13 protein-coding genes are annotated in these 21906 nt (G+C 56.5%); 10 read left to right on the forward strand and 3 right to left on the reverse strand.

What is annotated here, in order from left to right:
• Position 1: 1 nt before the first annotated feature.
• Positions 2-2068 (reverse strand): family 20 glycosylhydrolase, encoded by a 2067-nt coding sequence (locus AB4Y89_RS00450; RefSeq protein WP_442298940.1) that lies wholly within the window; start codon positions 2066-2068, stop codon positions 2-4.
• A 297-nt stretch (positions 2069-2365) separates the two neighbouring features.
• Here AB4Y89_RS00450 and AB4Y89_RS00455 point away from each other — a divergent pair, with 297 nt between their 5' ends.
• The 3 genes from AB4Y89_RS00455 to AB4Y89_RS00465 all read left to right on the forward strand — a co-directional run bounded on the left by AB4Y89_RS00455 (position 2366) and on the right by AB4Y89_RS00465 (position 8569).
• Positions 2366-5593 (forward strand): carboxypeptidase regulatory-like domain-containing protein, encoded by a 3228-nt coding sequence (locus AB4Y89_RS00455; protein ID WP_442298941.1) that lies wholly within the window; start codon positions 2366-2368, stop codon positions 5591-5593.
• A 97-nt stretch (positions 5594-5690) separates the two neighbouring features.
• Positions 5691-7022, forward strand: a complete 1332-nt coding sequence (locus AB4Y89_RS00460; RefSeq protein ID WP_442298942.1) for an aspartate aminotransferase family protein — start codon at positions 5691-5693, stop codon at positions 7020-7022.
• A gap of 17 nt (positions 7023-7039) precedes the next feature.
• Positions 7040-8569 (forward strand): N-acyl-D-amino-acid deacylase family protein, encoded by a 1530-nt coding sequence (locus AB4Y89_RS00465; protein ID WP_442298943.1) that lies wholly within the window; start codon positions 7040-7042, stop codon positions 8567-8569.
• Here the strand turns inward: AB4Y89_RS00465 and AB4Y89_RS00470 are convergent.
• Both AB4Y89_RS00470 and AB4Y89_RS00475 read right to left on the reverse strand, forming a co-directional pair.
• The gene (locus AB4Y89_RS00470; RefSeq protein ID WP_442298944.1) at positions 8523-9479 is read right to left on the reverse strand and encodes a DMT family transporter; all 957 of its coding nucleotides are present in this window, start codon (positions 9477-9479) and stop codon (positions 8523-8525) included. The two genes, AB4Y89_RS00465 and AB4Y89_RS00470, sit on opposite strands and share 47 nt — an antisense overlap.
• Positions 9480-9484: 5 nt before the next feature.
• On the reverse strand, positions 9485-10489 hold the full coding sequence (locus tag AB4Y89_RS00475) for a 3-hydroxyacyl-CoA dehydrogenase family protein (RefSeq protein ID WP_442298945.1): 1005 nt from the start codon (positions 10487-10489) through the stop codon (positions 9485-9487).
• Between the two features lie 170 nt (positions 10490-10659).
• On the opposite strand from AB4Y89_RS00475, the gene AB4Y89_RS00480 reads away from it, so the two are divergent.
• From AB4Y89_RS00480 to AB4Y89_RS00510, 7 genes are all read left to right on the forward strand, one after another.
• A complete protein-coding gene (locus tag AB4Y89_RS00480) occupies positions 10660-11049 on the forward strand; it encodes a RidA family protein (RefSeq protein WP_442298946.1) in 390 nt (129 codons plus the stop codon).
• Positions 11050-12387 carry a hypothetical protein gene (locus AB4Y89_RS00485; protein WP_442298947.1) on the forward strand — a complete coding sequence of 446 codons (1338 nt, stop codon included), beginning with the start codon at positions 11050-11052 and terminating at the stop codon, positions 12385-12387.
• Between the two features lie 2 nt (positions 12388-12389).
• The gene (locus tag AB4Y89_RS00490) at positions 12390-13424 is read left to right on the forward strand and encodes a Gfo/Idh/MocA family protein (RefSeq protein WP_442298948.1); all 1035 of its coding nucleotides are present in this window, start codon (positions 12390-12392) and stop codon (positions 13422-13424) included.
• A 29-nt stretch (positions 13425-13453) separates the two neighbouring features.
• Complete coding sequence (locus AB4Y89_RS00495) at positions 13454-14812, forward strand: aspartate aminotransferase family protein (protein WP_442298949.1); 1359 nt, start codon at positions 13454-13456, stop codon at positions 14810-14812.
• Positions 14809-15687 (forward strand): fumarylacetoacetate hydrolase family protein, encoded by an 879-nt coding sequence (locus AB4Y89_RS00500; protein ID WP_442298950.1) that lies wholly within the window; start codon positions 14809-14811, stop codon positions 15685-15687. Before AB4Y89_RS00495 ends, AB4Y89_RS00500 begins: the two co-directional genes overlap by 4 nt.
• A gap of 478 nt (positions 15688-16165) precedes the next feature.
• Positions 16166-20035, forward strand: coding sequence for a TonB-dependent receptor (locus AB4Y89_RS00505; RefSeq protein WP_442298951.1), 3870 nt, complete (start codon positions 16166-16168; stop codon positions 20033-20035).
• A 147-nt stretch (positions 20036-20182) separates the two neighbouring features.
• Positions 20183-21550 carry a glycosyl hydrolase family 28 protein gene (locus tag AB4Y89_RS00510; RefSeq protein WP_442298952.1) on the forward strand — a complete coding sequence of 456 codons (1368 nt, stop codon included), beginning with the start codon at positions 20183-20185 and terminating at the stop codon, positions 21548-21550.
• The last annotated feature ends 356 nt before the right edge of the window (positions 21551-21906 follow it).

Consider the following 21906-nt stretch of genomic DNA (forward strand, 5'->3'; position numbering starts at 1 on the left):
TTTAACGCTTGGAGAGAACGTCTTCGAGCGTGGGACGAGGGCCGCCTTCTTTGAAGTTGCGGCGAAGTGTCCAGAGGGACGCCTGAAGATGCCGCCAGAATTCCAACTCCGCATCCCAGCGGGCCTCTGCCGTGGCCAGCCGATAGGGTTTGTATTGTTGCAGCCACAACTCCCGGTAGCGCAGTTTGAGGTCACCGCACTCGTCCATCAGATCGCCAATACGGCTGTGGTTGCGCGCGGCGGTCTCGCGCGACAGCAGGAACTGGATGTCCTCTGTGGATGGGTGCTCGGGGAGGGCCTGGAAGTTCTTCTCAATCTCGATCGCATAAAGGAACTTCATACTTACGAAGTCGAGGACGCGACTGGCGAAGAGCAGCTCGCTCAACTCACCACCCTGTTCGAGTACTGGCGTATCTCCAATTGCCGCCTGTAGCGTTTCCCGTGCGGTTTCAGCGGCGAGACGGCTCTCTTCCAGTTCTTTGGCGTGTGTCTTAATATCCGCCAGAGTATGAGGCTCAAAAGGATCGTCCCAGAGGCGGAAGCTGGTTTCACGGCCAATGGCACTTCGAAGGAGGGTTTGTGCCTTCGCCAGATTTTGCAATGCTTTGGAGACCGGCATCGCAAGTTTCTCACCATAACGGACGTGGGCGTACTCATCGAAGAAGTGATCGCGTGCTATCGGTTGGGCCTGCCATGCAGCGGCGGCACCGTAGGCGACGCCGGCTTCCGCTTGCCGGTGCAGCGCCTGTGCCGAGTCAGACCATTGCGTATTGACCATGCCGAAGGCTCGCGCGCCACGGGCAGCGGCGAGGAAGCCGTCAATGTTCGTAAAGGTGCTGTCGAAGTCAGGCGTTACTGTATCCCAATCTGAGATGCCGGTTGCAACCAGAATGGGCACATGGTTTTGCGCGAAGAGTGTGAGGAGGCCGTCGTAGCTCGGCCGTGCGTCATAGAACCACGGAACGGCGATGGCGGTCTTAGGAAGGTTTGCTGCGAGTCCAGGATACTTGTTGAAGATATATGCGCCTTCGTCGATGTCGGCCCAGAAGAGCGGACGCTTGTGTTGCTGTACGGAGAGCTCTGCCATCCGTTGCAGCAGATGAAGCCACAGCTCATCCGGAGATTGGCTGGAGGCACGAGTGCCGGCGCGGCCAAGCTCGAAGGGTTCATCGAAACCGATATGGATCCATGGGCTGGGGAAGAGCTCAGCGTATTGATGAAGCCAATCTTCGAGGATGCGAAGCACTTTCGCCTCGGCAGGGTTGGCTTCGCCACCATGAGGAAGTGCCGCGAGGGAGGAGTACTTTTCCTCCCGAAAGAGATCGTGAAGGTGACCGTAGAGCTCGACACATGGGACGACGTCGATATGCCGCTCACGTGCGTAGGCGACGATATCCTGGATATTCGTTCGAGTGTAGTTCGACTCCCGATGGAGCAGAGGGTAGCCGTTGAGATCAATATTGGTCTCAACGTAGAGGTAGTACTGATTCACCTTCCACTGCGCAAGCAGGTCTAGCTGGCGTTTGATCTCCGCTACCGTTGGCGCGCCTCCGTGCGCGGTGTCATACATGAAGCCCCGATAGGGAAGTGCCGGCTCGTCGGTTACGTCGACAAAGGGCAATGTGCGATGGGACGAAGCTCCCTCGAAGAGTTGCGAGAAGGTTTGCGCCGCGTAATAGAGCCCGACAGATGAGTTGCCGTGCAGTTTGACGCCTGCGCGATCGACGACAATGCGATAGCCTTCGCGGGCGGTGTGCGTTTGCTCATCGCTGGGCCCCGGAAGGGAATTCTGTGCAGCGTCATCCTCCAAAACGACGGGGATGGATGCCGTGCCTGGTCCCTGGCATTGCTGCCTGAGGGTGGTCTCAAGTGTCTTGAGGGTGAAGACGTCTTCACGGGAGTAATTCGCCGAGCGGAGCTTCAGACTGCATGCGGCGTATGAACCTTTGGCATAACTCACCTTTTGGGGACGTGGGAGCAGCGGGGAATGAGTCGGCTGAGCCAGGCAGGAGGATGCCAGCAGCGGTAGGGAAAGACAAAGGCTCCAGTGGGTTCGCCGAATTGCCATGAAAACAATCCTTTAGAGATCAGAAGATGCTTTGAAGCATATTACGGATCTCTGTTCGATACTGGTGGGCCGTCGGGGGATTACCGGCCATGCCAAGCGGGCTGTCCATGCGGTTGGACGAACGGGCTTGATGGCGCCACTTTTGCTTTTGCATTGACGACGGAATGCGCGAGATTGGCTTATCGATTCTGCTCCAGCATTACATGTCCCCGATAGCCGATCTCTGCCAGATAGCAGCGAAGCTCCATGGGGCACGGCCTTACGTCTCGCTTTACCAAATAAAAGAGGGGATGTCTTATGAAACGTGTTTTGCTTGCCAGCTTACTAGTCTGTTTGCCCGTCGTGGGAACTTCGTTCTGTAGCCGAGATGCGCTCGCGCAGACGGTAACCGGGACGCTCGTGGGAACGGTGACCGATAGTTCGGGAGCCGCCGTTGCCGGCGCAAAAGTAATCGCCTTCGATACGAAAACGAATCAGAGTGTGACTGCCATGACGGCGAGTGATGGCAGCTATCGCATTCCCAACCTGGATCCAGACGACTACCGCGTCGACGTAAGCGCGGCGGGCTTTCAGCAGATCTCTATCGCACATACCCAGCTTCTTCTGAACGCGACGCTTCGCAACGACATTCAACTCAAAGTGGGCGATACCTCAGAGAAGGTGGAGGTTGAGGCTACCGCGGGAGTGATCTCGACCGAAAGCTCCTCGATCTCATCCATCATCGACGTTAAGGCCGCGGAACGGCTTCCTTTGAATGGAAGAACGATCGATCGTCTGATTATCTTTACGGCCGGCATGACCTCCGACAGCGCTTCCTCTCCGAATCTTTCGGGTAGCCTGCGCTGGGGTGGCTCCTACTACACGGTGGACGGCGGCAACTTCAACGATCTGGGGAACGGCGCCGGGGCATATTCCTACGCAACGAACCTGTCTTCCATGCCTTCCACGGAGGTTGTTCAGGAGATGAAGATCGAGAGCAACCTGGCGAAGGCCGAGTTCGAGGGGTCGTCCAGTATCTCGATTATGACGAAGTCTGGCACCAATGCATTTCACGGAGAGCTGTACGAGCTGAACCGTAACCGCGCTTATGCAGCCCGCGACTATTTTGCCCGCGCAGGTACCACGGTGAAGCCGCAATTGAACCGCAATGAGTTCGGCGGAACCATCGGTGGACCTATCTGGAAAGACAAGACGTTCTTCTTCGGCAGTGCAGAGTATCTGATTCAGCGTAGCGGAAGAGCGTACACCTATTCGGTTGCTACCGACGCGATGCGTAGCGGCGATTTCAGCGCCGTGGGCACGATCAAGGATCCCACGACCGGTCTTCCTTTCGCCGGCAATAAGATCTCGTCGATCGATCCTCGCGCGCAAGCTCTGTTGACATACTACCCCCGTGCAAATCAGGCAGGCACGGGAACAGGTGGAGTCGGTAATAATCGTGTCGACTCAGTGGGAACCCGTTATAACGTACAGCGCTACACGTTGAAGCTGGATCATCGGTTGAATGCGGTCCATACCTTGACGGCCGGAGGAACCTACTCCGTGGGAGATCCGTACTTCGTTGCCCTGGGTACACCGCCAGGATATGGCAACTTCAACAACGCCGGTTACACCACGCAGTCTGCGTTTGTGCGCGATAACATGACGCTGACCAACAACATGTTCAACGAACTGCGGTATGGATATTTGAGTCACCGTAGCGTGCGCGTCGGCCAGAACACCAGCTTTGATCCTCGTGCACTGTTCCCTACGCTTTACGGTCCGATTACCGTCGGTGGTTTGCCGACGATCAATATGACCGGTTTCACCGCATTAGGGGACTACGGTGGTAGCGGACATTCGCCTGAGACGACACAGCAGTTGACCGACAATTTCACATGGGTTCACGGCCGCCATACCTTCAAGACGGGCGCGAACGTAAACCTGAACGCTATCGCAATCAAGAGCGGTACCAATTCCAATGTTCTGGGTACCTTCAACTTCGACGGGCGCTATACCGGAAATGCCTTTGCGGACTTTCTCCTGGGTGATACCTACAACACCGTACGTTCAGCACCACAGATCCCGATCTACGCGAAGTACCAGCAGTACGGTTTCTATGGTCAGGACGACTGGAACATTACGCGTAACCTGGTGCTCAATTTCGGTCTTCGCTATAGCATGCAGTCCACGCCCACCGAAGCTCATGGAGACTTCACAAACTTCGACTTCACCAACGGTAAGTTCGTGATTCGTACGGTTGGCGGCAAATACCCGGTAGATACCAACCAGACCACTCTGTCCCTGTATCCCGGAAGCTATGCAAGCTCAGAGGATAACGGATGGGGAAGCAGCGTTCTTACTACCGATAAGAAGAACTTCGGTCCTCGGTTCGGATTCGCCTATCGTCCCTTCAGCGGCGACAAGACTGTGATCCGTGGCGGTTATGGTATCTACTACAACTTCATCCCGTTCTACATCGGAATCCGGCAGCTCGCACAGTTGAACTTCCCATTCACGCTGACGCAGTCGTACACCGCGAGCAGTTCCAGCACGCCGACCCTGACCTTAGCGAATCCATTCCCAGGAAGTGGAACGGTTACGGCAAATCCCTCTATTTACTCGGTCGATCGTGATGCGAAGAGCACACGGGCGCAGCAGTGGTCGCTGACGGTCGAACAGCAGCTGCCGGGTATGGTCGGGTTCCGTATCTCGTATGTCGGCAACAAAGCAACGCAGGCACCGTGGTACCTGTATAACAAGAACCTGCCTGCCGTTCAGCGCGCGGCCACGACACTGCAGTCGATCCGTCCGTACCAGCCCTGGAGCGATATTCTCGGTCTAGTGACAAAGGGCGGAGCCTTCACAAACCAGATGCAGATCGAGGTGACCAAGCGTACCGGTCACGGACTATTCGTGCAGAGCAGCTACACCTGGAATAAGTCGCTCGACAATGTGCCGATTGTCGGTAGCCCGCAGAACCCGTACAACCCTGCAGGAGATAAAGGCCTGGCTGACGGCATTCGCGCACATAACTTCTTCCTCAACGCGACCTACGATCTGCCATTCAAGGCACAGGGATTTGCAGGTGGCCTCATCTCGGGATGGTCTCTGGCCGGTACATCCGAGTTCCGCTCCGGAGCCCCGTTCACGCCGACCTTCACTTCGACCACGGTCGGCTGGTATGCGACACGTGCGGATGTTGTGCCGGGTGCCGATCCTTATGCTGGAGGCCATACGCTGGGTCGCTGGTTCAATCCATCAGCCTTCAAGGTGCCTTCCAGCTTCACCTTCGGCAACGCACGGCGTAACAGTTTGATCGGACCCAAGGAGAACACGGTCGACTTCAGCGTGCGGAAGCAGACTCATCTGGAGGGACGGTTCAACCTCAGCCTGCAGATGGATGCGTTCAATGTCTTCAACCATCCGATTTTCGGCACACCGGCAAGCAATATCTCGGTCGCTTCCACCGTGGGTACGATTACCGGCACCAACGGCAACCTGACCAGCCGTCAGGTTCAGATCGGCGCAAAGATTACCTACTAACGCTCACATTTGCGGCGCCCGGAAAACGGGCCATTTCACCTGCTCTGGGCGCCCAAAATTTTCAGTCGACCAACCTGGTCGACGCAGGAACCCAACGATGGCATATTCGAAGTCGGAAGAGATTCTGAAAAAGAACTCCCGGTATATTCCGGGTGGTGTTGTTTCCACCAATCGCGCAGTCAATCCTCCAATCGTCTTCCAGCGCGCGGAAGGCGCATATCTCTGGGATGTCGATGGCAATCGGTATCTGGATTACCATGCAGCCTTTGGACCATACATTCTTGGACATGGCGATGAGTATGTGCATGATGCGGTTCGCCGTGTCATGGACGAGAAGAAGAGTCTCTTCGGCTCAGGCACGACGGAACTCGAAGGGCAGCTGGCAGAGCTGATCTGTACCGCAGTTCCTTTTCTGGAGCGGATACAGGTCCTGAATACGGGAAGCGAAGCGACCTACCAGGCAATCCGCCTGGCACGCGCCGCTACAGGCAGATCGCATGTCATCAAACCCCAGGGCGGCTATCACGGCTGGCACAATGATGTTGCTTATAACCTCATGACGCCGTTGAACCAGGTAGGGGAACGGCGGGATGGCGATGAGTACCCAGTGATTCCGATCAGTGCAGGTATCCCGGAAGAGCACCGTTCCTTGGTCCACGCTGTGAACTTCAACGATCTGGCGGCAGTGGAAACGCTCTGCCAGCGTTATCCCATTGCCGCGGTGATCGTTGAGCCGATTCTGCAGAATATCGGAGTCGTTCATCCGAAGCCCGGCTATCTGGAAGGGCTGCGCTCGCTGGCAGACCGCTATGGTTTTGTCTTGATCTTTGACGAGGTGAAGACAGGCTTCCGTCATGCGATCGGCGGCTACTCCTCCATCAGTGGCGTCATTCCGGACCTGGTCGTCTACGGTAAGGCGATTGCAAACGGTTTCCCGATTGCCGTCGTGGGCGGAAAGCGTGAGCTGATGGATCTGTTTATCGACAGCGATCCCGCACGGCGCGTGCTCTTGGCTGGAACGTACAACGGACATCCAGTACCGACTGCTGCAGCGATTGCGACCATCGAGCGCCTCATGCAGGATGACGGGGCTGGATATCGTCATCTGGAAGCCATGGGAAGCAGGATGCAGGAGGGCCTGCATCGCATCTTCGCGAAGGCAGGTGGAACGACGGTTGTGACTCGTCAGGGATCCGCGTTCTGCCACTACTTCATGGATCACGCCCCAGGGGATTGGCACGACCTTGCGGCGAATCATGATTTCGATCTGGATGCGCGACTGAGGAGAGAGCTGCTTGGCCATGGTGTCTACTTCTTCCAGCTTCCGGTCAAGCAGTGCTCGTTGTCATTGGCGCACACTGTGGCGGATGTGGATGAGACACTGGGCGCGATGGAGAAAGCCATGGCCGCCGTTCACTGTGTGGTATAGGTAGGCCTAACGCACCAATGGATGACTCTACCCTGATTCTGCGTAATGGCCTTTTGTTGGACGGCAGCGGCGGGCCGGCACGGAAGGCTGATCTTGCAATGGTCTCCGGTCGCATCTCTACGATTGGAGACCATCTTATTTTCCCCGGCGCCCGGGAGCTTGATTGTTCCGGATATGTCATTGCTCCCGGATTTATTGACGGGCACAGCCACTCTGATCTGCAGATACTGGAGAGCCGCAGAGAAAAACTGCTGCAGGGAGTGACCGCTGAGGTCGTCGGGAACTGTGGTTTCTCCGCGTACCCACAGGGCAGCCATGCGCGGCAGCTACGTTCTTTCGCGAACGGAATCTTCTGTGGTGAAGGTGAGTGGGGATGGGATTCCGCGCGTGATTATCTGGATGTCGCGCATCGCCTCGCGAGGAACGCGACGGTAGGCTCGTTGGTAGGGCATGGCAGTCTGCGGATCGCGGTAGCGGGAGCCCGCATGGACGCGCTGCCCGAAGCTCATATTCAGGAGATGGAGGTCCGTCTGCGGAATGCTTTGCAGCAAGGCGCGATCGGCTTCTCTACCGGGCTGATGTATGCTCCCGGTTCGAGTGCTCCATCAGACGAACTGGTTCGCCTGTGTGAGGTCGTTGCCCAGGAAGGCAAGATCTACTGCACCCACATGCGGGATTACGGCTTCCATCTCCTGGAGGCGATCGAAGAACAACTGGAGCTGGCGCGTCGAAGCGGTTGCCGGCTGCAGATTTCGCATCTACAGGCCGTGGGTGTAGCAAACCGCGGTCTGAATGCCCGTGCGCTGGAGATGCTGGAGGAGGCGCATGTACAGGGTGTCGATGTCGCCTTCGACTGTTATCCCTACATCGCGGGAAGCACGGTGATGACGCAGTTGCTGCCGCAATGGGCGCTGGATGGCGGGCTTGATGCACTACTCGCGCGGTTGTCGCATGCGGCGACGAGAAGCCGCATTGCGGAGGAGACGATCCGCGGGATGGCGAACACATGGAGTGAGCTGTTGGTGAGCGCCGTGGGCTCGGACCAGAACGCTTCGGCTGTGGGGCGCACGCTCGAGGAGCTGGCCAGGCTGCGGAATCAGTCGGAGATTAACGCCGTCTTCGATCTGTTGCTGGAAGAACGAGGCCAGGTGAATGTGCTGGAGTTCAATCAGAGCGAAGAGAACCTGCGTGTGAATCTGAAGCATCCGCTGGCGATCATCATCAGTGACGGATTTTATGTGAAGGGACGGCCGCATCCGCGCTTGCACGGGACCTTCCCGGAACTGCTCGGGAATCTTTGCCGAGAGCGTCAATGGATGGAACTGCCGGAAGCGATTCGAAAGATTACCAGCGCACCGGCAGACCGTTTCGGGTTTACCGGTCGTGGGAGGCTCCAGCCGGGAGCCGTCGCTGACGTGACGGTCTTCGATCCCGCCACTATCCGCAGCCGCGCCACTTATACAGACCCCGAGCGTCCGCCCGCCGGGATCCGTTATGTGATCAGGGGATCGGAACTTCTTCTCGGACCGGACGGTCAAGCAGCGTAATCAGGATGGTGCTGAGCAGCACCAGAGCGCCACCGGCAATCGCGCCCGGATTGAGCTTTTCATGCAGCGAGATTGCCGCGATCGGCACGCCGAAAAAGGCGATCAGATAATTCGAGAGTGCTGCCTGGATGGCATCAATGGACTTCAGCGCCTTCAGGAACAGAATCATCGAGAGCGTCGTGTGGAACAGCATCAGCAGAGTAAGGCCGAGCCATGTGGACGCGGAAAAGTGCGGAACCGCCCGCAGGCTGCTGCGCTCGCTGATGAGGACGAACGGTGACATCAGGATTGCGAGAACAATGTAGGTCCAGAAGAGCATCTCGAGCGGAGCATGCCATTCCAGCGCACGCTTGCCGTATGAGTTGTAAAACGAGCTTCCAAGAATCGCGCCGAAGATCAGCAGATTCCCGGTGAGCTGATGGCGGTCCAGTTGCGCGCCATGTAGATCGACTCCGGAACAGAGCAAAACCCCGGCAATGGCAAGAAGAAAGCTGAGCCAGCGTGCGCGGTTCATGCGTTCCTTGAGGAAGAGAACAGCGAAGATTGCGGTGGTGATGGGAAGTGTAAGTGTGATGAGCGCGGCGTTGCTTGCTAGCGAGAGCCGCGTTCCCCAGGTCATGAAGATCTGCGCGGGTACCACACCGCAGATTCCCAATAGCAGGTAGATCAGGACGAGGTTGGGTCGTTTGCCGGATCTGTCCGTGGCGGGAGAGACGTTCTGTCGGCGTTCGAGGCGGACGAACGGATAAAGCACCAGCAGCGAGCAGATGGTTGGGAACCACACGGTGAAGAGCGGGCCTACCTGATCCTGAACCAGTTTGATGCAGGTAAACTGCAGCGACCACATCAGGTTGCAGATGAACAGCAGAATCCACGAGACAAGCTTTGGCTGGGAAGAGGCGGTCGTCATGGTCGTCACTTTGTCGGGGTGTACTTGTCTGCCAGCTTGCGCATCTCGTAGGTAAAGTTGACCCAGTCTTTTTCCCACCTGGCGGCGGTCGCCTTGTTGTATTTGTAGAAGCCCTTCTGGTTTGCGACGCCGAGCGCTTTGTCACGCAGCATCTTCTGCATGAGCGGCGGAACTGTCGACTGATTGCAGAGCTCCGGAAGCAGACCTTCCATCACGGCGGCGTAAGCGGGGATACCAGTGAGATCCATCCAGCGGAAGGGGCCGGCCAGGAGCGCCCACCAGCCAATGTCATTCCGGAAGGACTGATCGATGGTTTCGACATCGGCGACGCCCATCTCTACCAGATGAAAGGCCTCTCGTAGCATGGCGTACATCAGACGGTTGGAGAGAAAGCCGCGAATGTCCTGCTTCAGTAGCGTGGGTTCCTTCCCGCAGGATGCGCCGAAGCGTGTGGCGAAACGTGTGGTGGCGGTTGTTGTCTGCCGGCCTGGAATGATCTCGAGATAGCGCATGATCTGCGTAGGCTCTCCCCAGTGAAGACCGATGAAGCGGCCTGGCTCGCGGAGGCCGTGCTGTAGCAGCGAGATAGGAAAGCTGGAAGTGTTTGACGCAAGTATGCACTCACTGGAAACGTAGCTCTCGAGCTCGCCGAGTACCTTGCGCTTCAGGTCGAGGTTTTCACGGATGCACTCGAGAATGATTCGGCAGTCTTTCAGTTCCTTCATTGAGACCGCGAATGAAAGGCGTTTCAAAGCGTCTTTGGGCGCTTCGATCGCGGGAAGACCTTCGGCGGCAAGCTGTTCCAGCGACTTCTGGACGTGCTTGACGATGACCGAGTTCCTGCTGCGGTCGATGTCGTAGCACATCACGTTGTAGCCATTGGCGAGCAGGCAGGTGACCAGTCCCTGTCCCATAAGGCCGAGTCCCAATACTCCAACCGGAGCCGCGAACAAGGCCTGTCCCTGTTTGCGCGATACCTGCTTCTTTGGAGAGATCGCTTTGTTTTTCATGGATACTGAGATTCTTCGGCGTTAGCCGGAGGGCGTCAAGCAACGAAGGGACTTCAGAGCAGCTGAGTCCATCTAAATGGACAGCATTGGGCGCATGCTAAACATAAGTGCAGCAAGCAGGTTGGTTCACCAACTATGGTGAAACTGCACCGCGAAGACAAGGAGAGAAAATGGCATTGACACGGGTATCAAATCCGAACAGGCAGGCCAGCACCGGCGCTTATTCCGACGGGATCATCGTAGATGGATGGCTCTACGTCAGCGGGCAGGGTCCCATGGATCTGGAGACCGGGAACGCAATATCCGGCACCATAGAGGAAGAGGTTCGCCTGACGCTTCGCCATCTCGGTGAGGTTCTGGAAGCTGGCGGATGCACCTACGCGGACGTGGTTCGTTGTACCGTGCACTTGGCGGACATCAATGATTTCGACCGCTACAACGTGGTCTACCAGGAGTTCTTCAAGGGCGTACTGCCCACCAGAACAACCGTGCAGTCTGTTCTTGGTCTTGGCATCAAGGTGGAGATCGACGCTATCGCCCGTATTCCTGGAGCAAAATAAATGCCGAAACAGGGACAGTGGCTCATCGGCTTTGCGAAGCGGCGGATTACACCTCCGCTTGGCAGTCAGATGGCCGGGTTTGATGCCCGCGTCGGGATATCCAATGCTGTGCACGATGACTTGTACGTCCGCGCATTAGTGCTCAGCGATGGCGCGATCAAAGCGGCTCTGGTCAGCGTGGAGGTCATTGCAATCTCGGCGAAGATGTCTCTCGCGATCCGTAGGCAGGTCGAGCATGCAACGGGCATTCCGCTGAGCCAGATCTTTCTCTGTGCGACCCACACACACTGTGGGCCCGTCACCCTGCACCACTTCTTCAATCAAGGCCAGCCACTGGATGAGGCCTATCTCGAAAGGCTGACTTCGACCGTCGTGGACACGATCCGCCAGGCTGCCGATGCTCTGAAACCGCGAGTCTTGAAGACCGCAATGGTGCCGTGCGGGGGTATCGCAGTGAATCGCCGGACCGCCGATGGACTTCCGGTCGATCCATTCGCTGGCGTGCTCCTCGTGGAGGAGATGACCGGCGAGAGGGTGGCAATTGGCGTCTTCTATGCCTGCCATACAACGGTTTTGGGGCCGAATACGTTGAGTATCACTCAGGATTTCCCCTTCTATACGTTGGAAGCGTTGAGGCGAGAGCTCGGTCCCGAGGTCGAACCCTTCTACATCAATGGCGCGGAGGGCGACCTGAGCATTGGCCATAAGAGCGACCTGAGCGCGGTGGGAGTGATCGACAGCTTCCGTACGTTTGAAACGGCGCAGCGCCTTGGAGAAAAGCTGGCCCAGGCTGTTCTGACAGGCATGACGCATCTGGTCGAAGAGCAGCCCCTGCTTGACGTACGGAGCGCTTATGCTCCGCTGCCTCTGAAATCGTATGATCCGTTGCCCGAGATGGCGGAGCGCAGAAGGCTGGCGATCGCAGCGTTGGCAGATTCGAAAACAACTCTCGCGGCAAAGCAGACGGCGCTCTTTGCGCGGATTGAGGAATACTATGCGCGCCTCTACGAGGAGTCTCAGACTCCAGAGCCGAAGTATCTGCCGGCCGAGATCGGTATTCTTCGTCTGGGAGGAACTGCCTTCGTATCGCTTCCGGGCGAGATCTTCGTTTGTGTCGCCCTTGCGATCCGGGAACGGTCACCTTTTCCCAGGACGCTCTTTCTAGGTCTGGCCAATGACTACATCGGTTATCTGCCGGACGAGTTTGCCTCCACAACCTCGGGTTATGAGGTCGTAGCCTCGCGTGTTCCGGCTGAAGCGGGAAGGGTTTTGCAGCAGCACGCCTTACAGTTGTTGGAGCAGGCACGCGAAGTTGTCTGCGCAGAAGGAGAGATATAGGCGTGAACAATCCTATCCGCATCGGCGTGATCGGCGCCGGCATCATGGGGCAGCAGTATGTGCGTATCTACCAGAACAACCCGTATGCCCGGGTGGGTGCCGTATGCGCGCGCCGGCTGGAGAAGGCCAGAGAGGTCGCCGCAGAGTATGATGTGCCGGTCGCGGTCGATGACTGGAAGCAGATTACCGAGTCTCCGGAGATTGAGGCCGTCTGCATTGCGCTCCCCGATGATGACCACTTCGCTGCGGCCTCCAGCGCGTTGAAGCATGGAAAGCACATCCTGATTGAGAAGCCGATGACGACCGATCTGGACCAGGCAGATGCGCTGGTGCGTCTCGCCGAGGCAAGCGGGCTCAAAGCGCAGGTGGCCTTCAATCATCGCTGGTTGGCGCCGTATCACCACGGAAAACAGGCCATTCTTAACGGAGAGATTGGGCGGCCGGTCTGTGCTTATGGACGCAAGAACGACACCATCTTTGTTCCCACGAAGTACATCAACTGGGCGCACCAGACCACCCCGGCATGGTTTCTTAGCTGTCACGATATCGATCTGGTGAACTGGTACTTCGCGTCTGAACCCGTGGAGGCCAGGGCATGGGGAGTAAAGCAGGTGTTGGTGGCGCAGGGCATCGATACCTATGACATGATCCAGGCGCAGGTCCGCTATGCCGACGGCGCGGTGGCTACCTTCGAGTCCGGCTGGATCTATCCGGACCCGTTTCCCACGATGGTGGACTCGTTTATTGGGCTTGTCGGGGAACACGGCCACCTGCACTTCGACCGCAAGCGGGAAAGCATCGAGATCAGCTCACGAGAGCGGTTCTCGTATCCGAAGAACTTCCTTTCCAGTGATGTCTTCGGGACCCTGCGCGGCGCATTTCCGGCATGCCTGGAAGACTTCGTGAACTGCATTCGGAAGGATCTGCCGCCGTCGGTCGGCGTCCGGGATGGACGCAAGGTAACGGCGGTTCTGACGGCAATCCACGAATCACTTAAGACTGGCGGCAATGTCGCTGTCCCGGTCTTGCGAGACTAAGCGCGGCACCCCATCAGGAGCGAAGTTGAATGAGTCAGCGGTATGCACGGTCCATTGCGAATCTTGAGCGTTCCCGGAAGACCCTGGCCGGCGGCGTAAGCAGCAACGTCCGGATGGGCGATAAGCCGTATCCTCTCTTCTTTGAGTACGGCAAGGGATCGCATCTATGGGACGTCGACGGGAATGAGTACATCGATTATGTACTCGGCCGCGGCCCGCTGATTCTGGGGCATACGCATCCGGAGGTGATTGAGGCTACCTGTAAACAGCTCTGGAGGGGGCAGATCTACGCCGCCCAGCATGAACTTGAGTTCGAGCTGGCGGAGCGCGTCCATCGCATTGTGCCTTGCGCAGAGCGCGTGCGCTTTGGCATCTCCGGATCGGAGGCTGTCCACGGTGCGCTTCGCCTGGCGCGCGCCGCAATCGGGCGGCAGACGGTGATTAAGTTTGAAGGGCAATATCATGGCTGGCTGGACAATATCCTGTATAGCCTGGCTCCTGATCCTGCGGCTGCTGGCGACGCCCTCCACCCGGCGACGGTTGCGGAATCGAAGGGGCAGTTCAGCGGGGAAGACAGCCATCTGGTCGTTCTTCCCTGGAACAATCTCAAGGCAGTGGAAGAGTATCTTTCTGCCCACGCGAATGAAGTCGCCGCGATTATTACCGAACCTGTGATGTGCAATACCGCCGTGATTCCGCCGCTGCCGGGCTACCTGGAAGGATTGCGGGAGCTGGCAACACGGCACGATGTCGTGTTGATCTTTGATGAGGTGATTACAGGCTTCCGTGCATCGCTTGCCGGAGCCCAGGGACGTTTCAATGTCGTCCCCGATCTGACCATCTTCGGTAAGGCAATTGCCAACGGCATGCCAATCAGTTGTCTTGCCGGAAAGGCCAGGTACATGGACCTGATTGCGGCCGGTAAGGTCGGGCACGGCGGCACGTATAACAGTATTCCCCCCGCTGTTGCCGGCGCGATCGCCACCCTTGACGTTCTAGAGCGGAATGGTGGAGCGGTCTATCAGGCAATCGAGCAGGCCGGAACAACGCTGATGCAGGGGATTCGTGAAGCTGCGGATCGGGCCGGGATCCCCGTCGTCGTACAGGGATATGGCTGCATTTTCTACCTCGGCTTCCCGGCTGGCGAGATACCCGAACGGGAGGGGCAGGTTGTCTACGATTACCGCTCCTCTCTTGGAGTTCGACAGGACCTTTATAACGACTTTGTCTGCGGCATGGTCGATCGCGGAGTCCGTATTATCCCCCGCGGCAACTGGTTCCTCTCCTCAACGCACACCGCCGAGGATGTTCAGGCAACGCTTGCTGCCGTTCACGAGGTCTTTGAGACAATTGTGGCGCCGAAGTTCGGGAAGTTGGTGTCGGCATGAAGCTCGGCGTTGTACGTCAGAACGGTTCGACGCGCCTTGCGGTTGTTTACAACGGAAAGATCGTCGATGCCACGGAAGCCGCCGGCACGACTGATCTAAAGTCCGTCGTGACCGAATGGGAGACGCTCTACCCTCGGATTGCCGCGTCGCTCGAGCACGGAACACTCTTGACCGGGGACATCCTCTGGCAGGCCCCACTGCCTGCTCCTCCGAAGTTTCTTTTGCTCGCGGGCAACTTCCGTGCCCACGTCATCGAATCCGGCTTTGCGCCTGCTCCGGAAGAAAACCTGACTCCGCAGTTCTTTATGAAGCCCTCGACAGCTATTATTGGGCCGTCGGAAGAGATACCTATTACGGATGCCAATCACGCTCTTGACTATGAGGCGGAGCTTGCCGTGGTGATCGGCCGGCGGACGCACCGGGCGTCACTCCAGGACGCGATGCAGGCGGTTTGGGGTTATACCGTCGTGAATGACATCTCCGAGCGCAAGCTGAATGACGGAATGGTCGACCGTAAGAAACGTTCGAACGACGACTTCTACGACTGGCTGGTAGGGAAGTGGTTTGACGGCTCGGCCCCCATGGGGCCCTGGCTGGTGACCGCGGACGACCTGCCTACGGATGCACGCGTGCAGGCATGGCTGAACGGAGATCAGGTTCAGGATGCGCCGCTTTCGGCCATGATTCATACCATCGCGGAGGCGATTGTCTATATTTCAAATGTCCTGACGCTTGAGCCTGGCGATGTTATCTCTATGGGAACACCCGCCGGCGTCGGTTTGGCCAGAGGACGGTTGCTGCAGGATGGTGATCTTATTGAGTGCGAGGTGAGTGGCATAGGGCGCATTCGCAACTACGTTCGAAAGGCTTTATGACATTGGACTCCTGCGCGTGGCGCTTGTTGTCTGCTTGCTGCCCGGTGGTGGGGACAGCGGTCGCGCAGCAGGAAGCCGCGGTCCTCTAAACCTCGCTCTCTGGCCACTCATACGGTGCTCTCGCATCGAATAATGACATACGCCCTTTCTATCCCTTGACAAAGTCTTCCTCCTTATCGAGGGGCACCTGGTGCATGGGCGAACCCACGTCGAAGCGACCTGGGTGACCGTGGCCGCTTTTTTGCCGGGAGAAAACGTTTCGGTTTCTCCCGGACCCTTGTGTTGGGAACGATAACAAGAATTCCTGTCGTGATTGTTTACCGCGTTTTTCATTGACAACACTGCTCCATGTTGCCTAGAGTCAGCTTCCATAAAGATAACGATCATCATTTTTAGATACAAAAGTGATCGAATTTGAGGCTGTCAGGAGCGGGCCATTGGGTGCGATGGAGTCTTGCCGCCCGGAAAGAGACGCGATATGGACAACAAAAATGCAAATTCAAAGTTACGTGCTGGGCGAGTGAGGTTAACAAACTCCTTCCATAGATTCTTCTTCGGAGCGGTGGTATTGCTGGCGGCCACCGCGGTTACGTTCGGACAATCGTCCTCCGGCATGCGCGGTAGGGTCGTTGATTCATCGGGTGCGGTAGTTCCTCATGTACAGGTCATAGTGCGCAATCTGGACACCGGTGTTGACAAGCAGACGGAGACGACAGGAGCCGGCGAATATTCGGTGCCGTTTCTTCCCGTAGGCAGGTATGAGGTCCGCGTAAATGCAGTTGGATTCCAAGTATCGCAACAGACCAACCTAACGCTCACCACCAATCAAATTCTTGATGTGAGCTTCCGCCTGCAGCCAGGCGCAGTCACAGAAACCATCAATGTTGATTCCTCGGCTCAGGTCCTGGACTATGACAAAGCCGACCGTGGTGACCTGATTGAAGCAAAGCGCATTGCCGAACTTCCGGTCAATACCGGCAACACGTTCAATCTCGCCACCCTTAGCGCCGGCGTGACATCCACCACGACGGGACAGCGTTACGACAATCAGAGCGCGCAGTCTTTGGCGATCCATGGCGCTTCTGTCGAGTTCAATATCGATGGAGTCACCAACTACAGTCTCACAGGCGGCCAAAACTATGCCTTCCCGCCGCCTACCGCAACTGTTCAAGAATTCAAAATTACAACAAATGCGTTTGACGCTGCTTCTGGCCGGGCTCCTGGCGGGTCAATCGATATGACCCTCAAGTCAGGCACGCAAAAGCTCCATGGCACAGTCTACGAAATCCTTCAACGGGTCTTCATGAACGCCAATACCTCGACAAATGGCGCTTTCATTCAGCAGGCGACGGCCGCGGGGAATCCGATCGCGCAGTACAACAAGCCTGCCTCGTCACAAGATCAGTACGGCTTTGAGGTCGATGGTCCCGTCATCATTCCTAAGCTTTGGGGACCGGAGAAGAAGACCTTCTTCACCATTTCGTATGAGAGGTTTTACCTCAGGGGAGTTGGGAATGCGGCTGCTTCTGTTCCTCTACCTGCCATGATCAATGGTGATTTCAGTTCGTTGCTGACCGCAAATGGTGCCACCTATAACCAGCCCATCTATGACCCCACGTCCGAGGCATCGTGCACGGCGAACAACACCGATAATGGCACTTATTCGAACGGGAAGCCTCATACGTGCCGCTACCAGTTTGGATATGGGCCTGGAGGCGCTCCAGGGCCGCAGGGGAACCCAGTCCTTACCGGGCGTGCGAATGTCATTTCTGCAGGCCGCCTGAACCCGGTAGGCCAGGCGATTCTTTCCTGGTTTCCAGCGCCTAATATTTCTCCTACGCCGACCACAGCTAACAATTTCTCTAACAACTATCTTGGCACGACTCCTGGTACTGCTCTTCAGCGCCTGTATCTGATCAAGGTCGACCAGAACATCGGTGACAAAGATACTGCCAACGTCACGCTCAAGCTCTGGACGGACAACAATACGGCGAATGGCGCATTCCCTCGCAATGATGTAAATGCTGCTCATCCCGGACTGAACTACGCCGCAAGCATTGCCCACTATCTCAGCCGCTATAAGAACCCGTCGGGCACTGTGGCCTGGACCCACACCTTTAGTCCTCATCTCGTCAACAACGTCAAAGTTTCTATTCTTGTGACCAATCAGACTGACAGTACAGGACCAGGGAATGGCTTCAACCCGACCAGTCTTGGACTTCCGGCCAGCATCTCCGCCGCTAATCCAAACTATTTCAACCGTTTCCCGCTCGTGAACTTGACCGGATATAACGCGCTGGGTTCAATCGCTGGTCTCAATCGCGGTGACAACGAACTTCAATTTACAGATGTTGTGAACCTGGTGCGCGGTAACCATTCCATCCACTTTGGCGCGGATCTTCGTCCCATCCAATACAGCCAGCGGTCGTCTAATGCGGCGGGTAGCGGTCTTACATTCACTGTCGGGAAGGCTTGGACACAGCAGTGGGACACAGTTGTGACTGGAGGTGCGACCAATATTTCAACCGCGGCGGGTTATAGCGGCAACGCCCTCGCATCACTCCTGACGGGAACGTTGGATTCAGGTAGCGCGGGCTCTCAGCCCGACAACTATTTTTCCTCGCATTACTACGCTGGGTTCGTGCAGGATGACTGGAAGATTCGGCCGAATCTCACCTTGAACCTGGGCTTGCGTTGGGAGAGCCTCGGCGCCCCTGTTGATCGTCACAATCGCACCATATCCGCATTCGATACCACCTCTACCAACCCGATCAGCAGTCAAGTCAATTTCTCCGGATTGCCTATCTCGACGCTCCTTGGTGGGATCACATTTGCTGGCGTAAACGGACGTCCGCCGGCACCGTTTGAGGCCGCGCTCTCGCAGTTTGGTCCCCGGGCTGCGTTCGCTTACACCGCGCATCGCAACCTGGTGGTTCGTGGTGGCATCGGTGTGTACTATCAGCAGACCGGTTCCGGGAACCAGTATGCGGCCCCGCAGACTGGCTTCGCGACAACAACGAACTACGTGGGCTCGTTTGACGGCGGCGCTACACCGCTGCACAACCTTTCCAATCCGTTCCCTACGTTCCAAACCTCCGTCGGCAATTGTGGCGGCGATGCAAGTGCCTGCCTGACAACCAACGCGGGACAAGGGCTCTCTTTCATCAATCCGAATTACCGTCCGCCTCTGGTTCTGATGTCGGCATTTGGCGTCCAACAGCAGTTGACCAAGTGGGACACGCTGGAAATTTCTTACGCGGGAAACCGCACCTATGGGCTAACGTACTCTGACGATCTGAACCATATTGGTGCCGCCGCGCAAGCCGCCTGCGATCCGAAGCGCGGTGGCGTGGGCACCAATTGTACGAACGGCGCGAGCAATGGCACCGTGGGCTATATCAACAATCCCTTCAAAGGAATTCCTGCGTTTGCCGGCACGGCGTACTATACCGCCTCGACGATTCAGCGCATCAACTTTACGCGGCCATTTCCGCAATTCACCAATGTGACCGAGACACTTCTTAACGGAGGTGAGTACTACTACAACGCTTTGGAAGCGACATATAACCATCGGACATCGTTAGGGCTTACCCTGCATGCTACCTACACCTACTCGAAAGCCATCAGCGCCGCGGGATACACTGACACGATCAATCGAATTCCTTCGCGTACTATTTCAGGAACGGATATTCCTCACAGGATCACGATCTCCGGGGTTTATCAGCTTCCGATCGAGCGTGGGCACGGGATTTTTCCGAACCTGAACCAATATTTGGACTACATCATAGGTGGATGGCAGGTCAGTAGCATTATGACCTATCAGTCTGGTCTGCCTTTTAACATCACTGGATACGAGATCGACTCTACGGCGAACGGCGGCTACATCCTGCCAAGGCAGCGCTTCTTCCCCGGTCAACCGAATCCATACCACACTCAGGCGAACAGCAATTCCTATGTGCAGGCATTCAAGCCTTGTGTCGGAACCCGTGACCCCAATACGGGTGTTGTCACGCTGCAGGCATACTCCGTTACGGCTGGATGCACGGGCGCGAACTTCATTTCCATTGGTACTTATGGTGTCGTCCCCAACACCGTCTATACCGGAATCAGGCTGCAACAGTTCGTCAACATTGACGCAAACATCAGCAAGAACTTCCATATCTACGAACGTATCGCGGCACAACTTCGCCTGGACGCGTTCAATGCTGCCAACCACGTCACCCAGTTCTCCTCGGGCTATAACACCACTGCCGGAGATGCGAACTTCGGTACCTATCAGATGGGCACAGCAGCGGGTGGGAACATCAGCAATCGAATCCTTCAAATTACCGGAAGGATCAACTTCTAGTAGCATCTCGGCGGCAGCCAAGCCTGCCGCCGACCTCAAAACCTCATCGCTTGCCCGGAGATTTTGGTGGGATATCGCCCTCTGTTCATCATTCTCTGTTTTATATTTCTCTGCATACCTTCTCCTGGAGAGGTCCTGACCGCAGCGGTGCCTGCCGGTATGCCTCAAAACAAGAACTACGTTATCCATGTCGAGGCTTCGAAAAAACCATGGCGCCAAGTCGACTGCTATGAGCCAGAAGTTGATATGCGCTCCCCCGCTAGGGCGGCAATGGCAGCATTTGAGTTTGCGGGGAAAGTCCGCGTTTCCATTGATGTGGCGTACGAGGTTCACATCGTACGGGTGCGGCCTGCTTCTCTCGGCATAAAGCCTTCGGTGTGGAGAAGACGGATTGAGTTTGAATTGGATCGTCCGGCGAATTTATCCATTGAGTTGAACGGAGACACACACCACAATCTGCATCTGTTCGCCGGTTCACCCGATACCTCGGTGCCGGCAAAGACGACCGACGGCGTGCACTACTTCGGCCCCGGTTTGCACCGCCCGGGTGATGTCCTGCGCCTCCAGAGTGGCGAAAGTCTTTATCTCGCGCCAGGGGCAGTTGTGGTGACAAGCGTCGTCTGTGACCGCGTCAGCAACGTTCACATTTTTGGTAAAGGGATTTTTTGGCACGCTAAGGATGGTATCCGTATTGACGACTCGAAGCATGTGCTTGTGGAAGGTGTAACGGTCATGAATCCGGATCATTATTCGGTACTGATCGGCAATTCATCGGATGTGACTGTTCGCAATGTGAAGTCCTTCAGCAGCAAAGGCCGGGGAGATGGCATCGACATCTTCACAAGCAAGCACGTTCTTGTAGACGGCGTCTTCATGCGCAACTCCGATGACTCAATTGCTATCTACGGTCACCGGTGGAACTACTACGGTGATACCGATGACATTACTGTCTCTAATTCCACGCTGTGGCCGGACGTCGCGCACCCTATTCTGGTCGGGACACATGGCAATTCGGACAGTCCGGAACTCATTGAGCATCTGACGTTCCGGAACATCGATATCCTTCAGCAAAATGAGCCGCAGATCGACTACCAGGGTTGCCTCGCTCTGAACGCTTCCGATGGAAACCTGATCCGTCACGTATTCGTGGATGGGATGAGGGTCGAGAATATCGAGAACGGACAGCTCTTGAACGTGCGCGTCACGTTCAACCGAAAGTACGCGAAATCGCCGGGCCGGGCTGTTGAAGACGTATATATAAAAGACCTTAGCTATCCAGAGACGCGTCCTGGGCTTTCGATCATCAATGGGTATGACGAGAGCCATATGGTCCGCCGCATTAAGTTCGAAAATCTCCGCGTCGGAGGGAATGTGATCTCAGATCACATGGCTGGCAAGCCAGGGTACTTCAAGACCGGAGATATGGCCGAAATCTTTGTTGGCGATCATGTGGAAGACATCACTTTCATAACAACAGAAGAAGCAGCGAATTTGACGACTGTAACACGGCCGTGAGATTCGGCGCCGCCGAATCCATGACTCTCGGCGAGCCTGGCGGGGAACTATTGGGAAGGGCGGAAACGGCGACCGACCCTATTGGTTGGGCCGCTAACGATGTCCACCGACGCATTTCTATTCGACTCCACGGCTCGTTTAACGCGTCATAACGTGCGCGTAACGTTCAATTCGCCACTTTTAAGTGGTTGATAATAAAGGATCGCGGCTTAACGCCGGCGACTAAACTGTTCCGAACATTGACGGGACACCCTATCTCTCTGAGACTCCTTTCGAACACCAGAATAGGAGCCGAAATGAACCAACGAAGCTGGCAGAGGGACACGGTCTTGCTCACCATGACAACAGCAATGGAT

The organism is Terriglobus sp. 2YAB30_2 (assembly GCF_052114765.1).
In the GTDB taxonomy this organism is placed as follows: Bacteria; Acidobacteriota; Terriglobia; order Terriglobales; family Acidobacteriaceae; genus Terriglobus.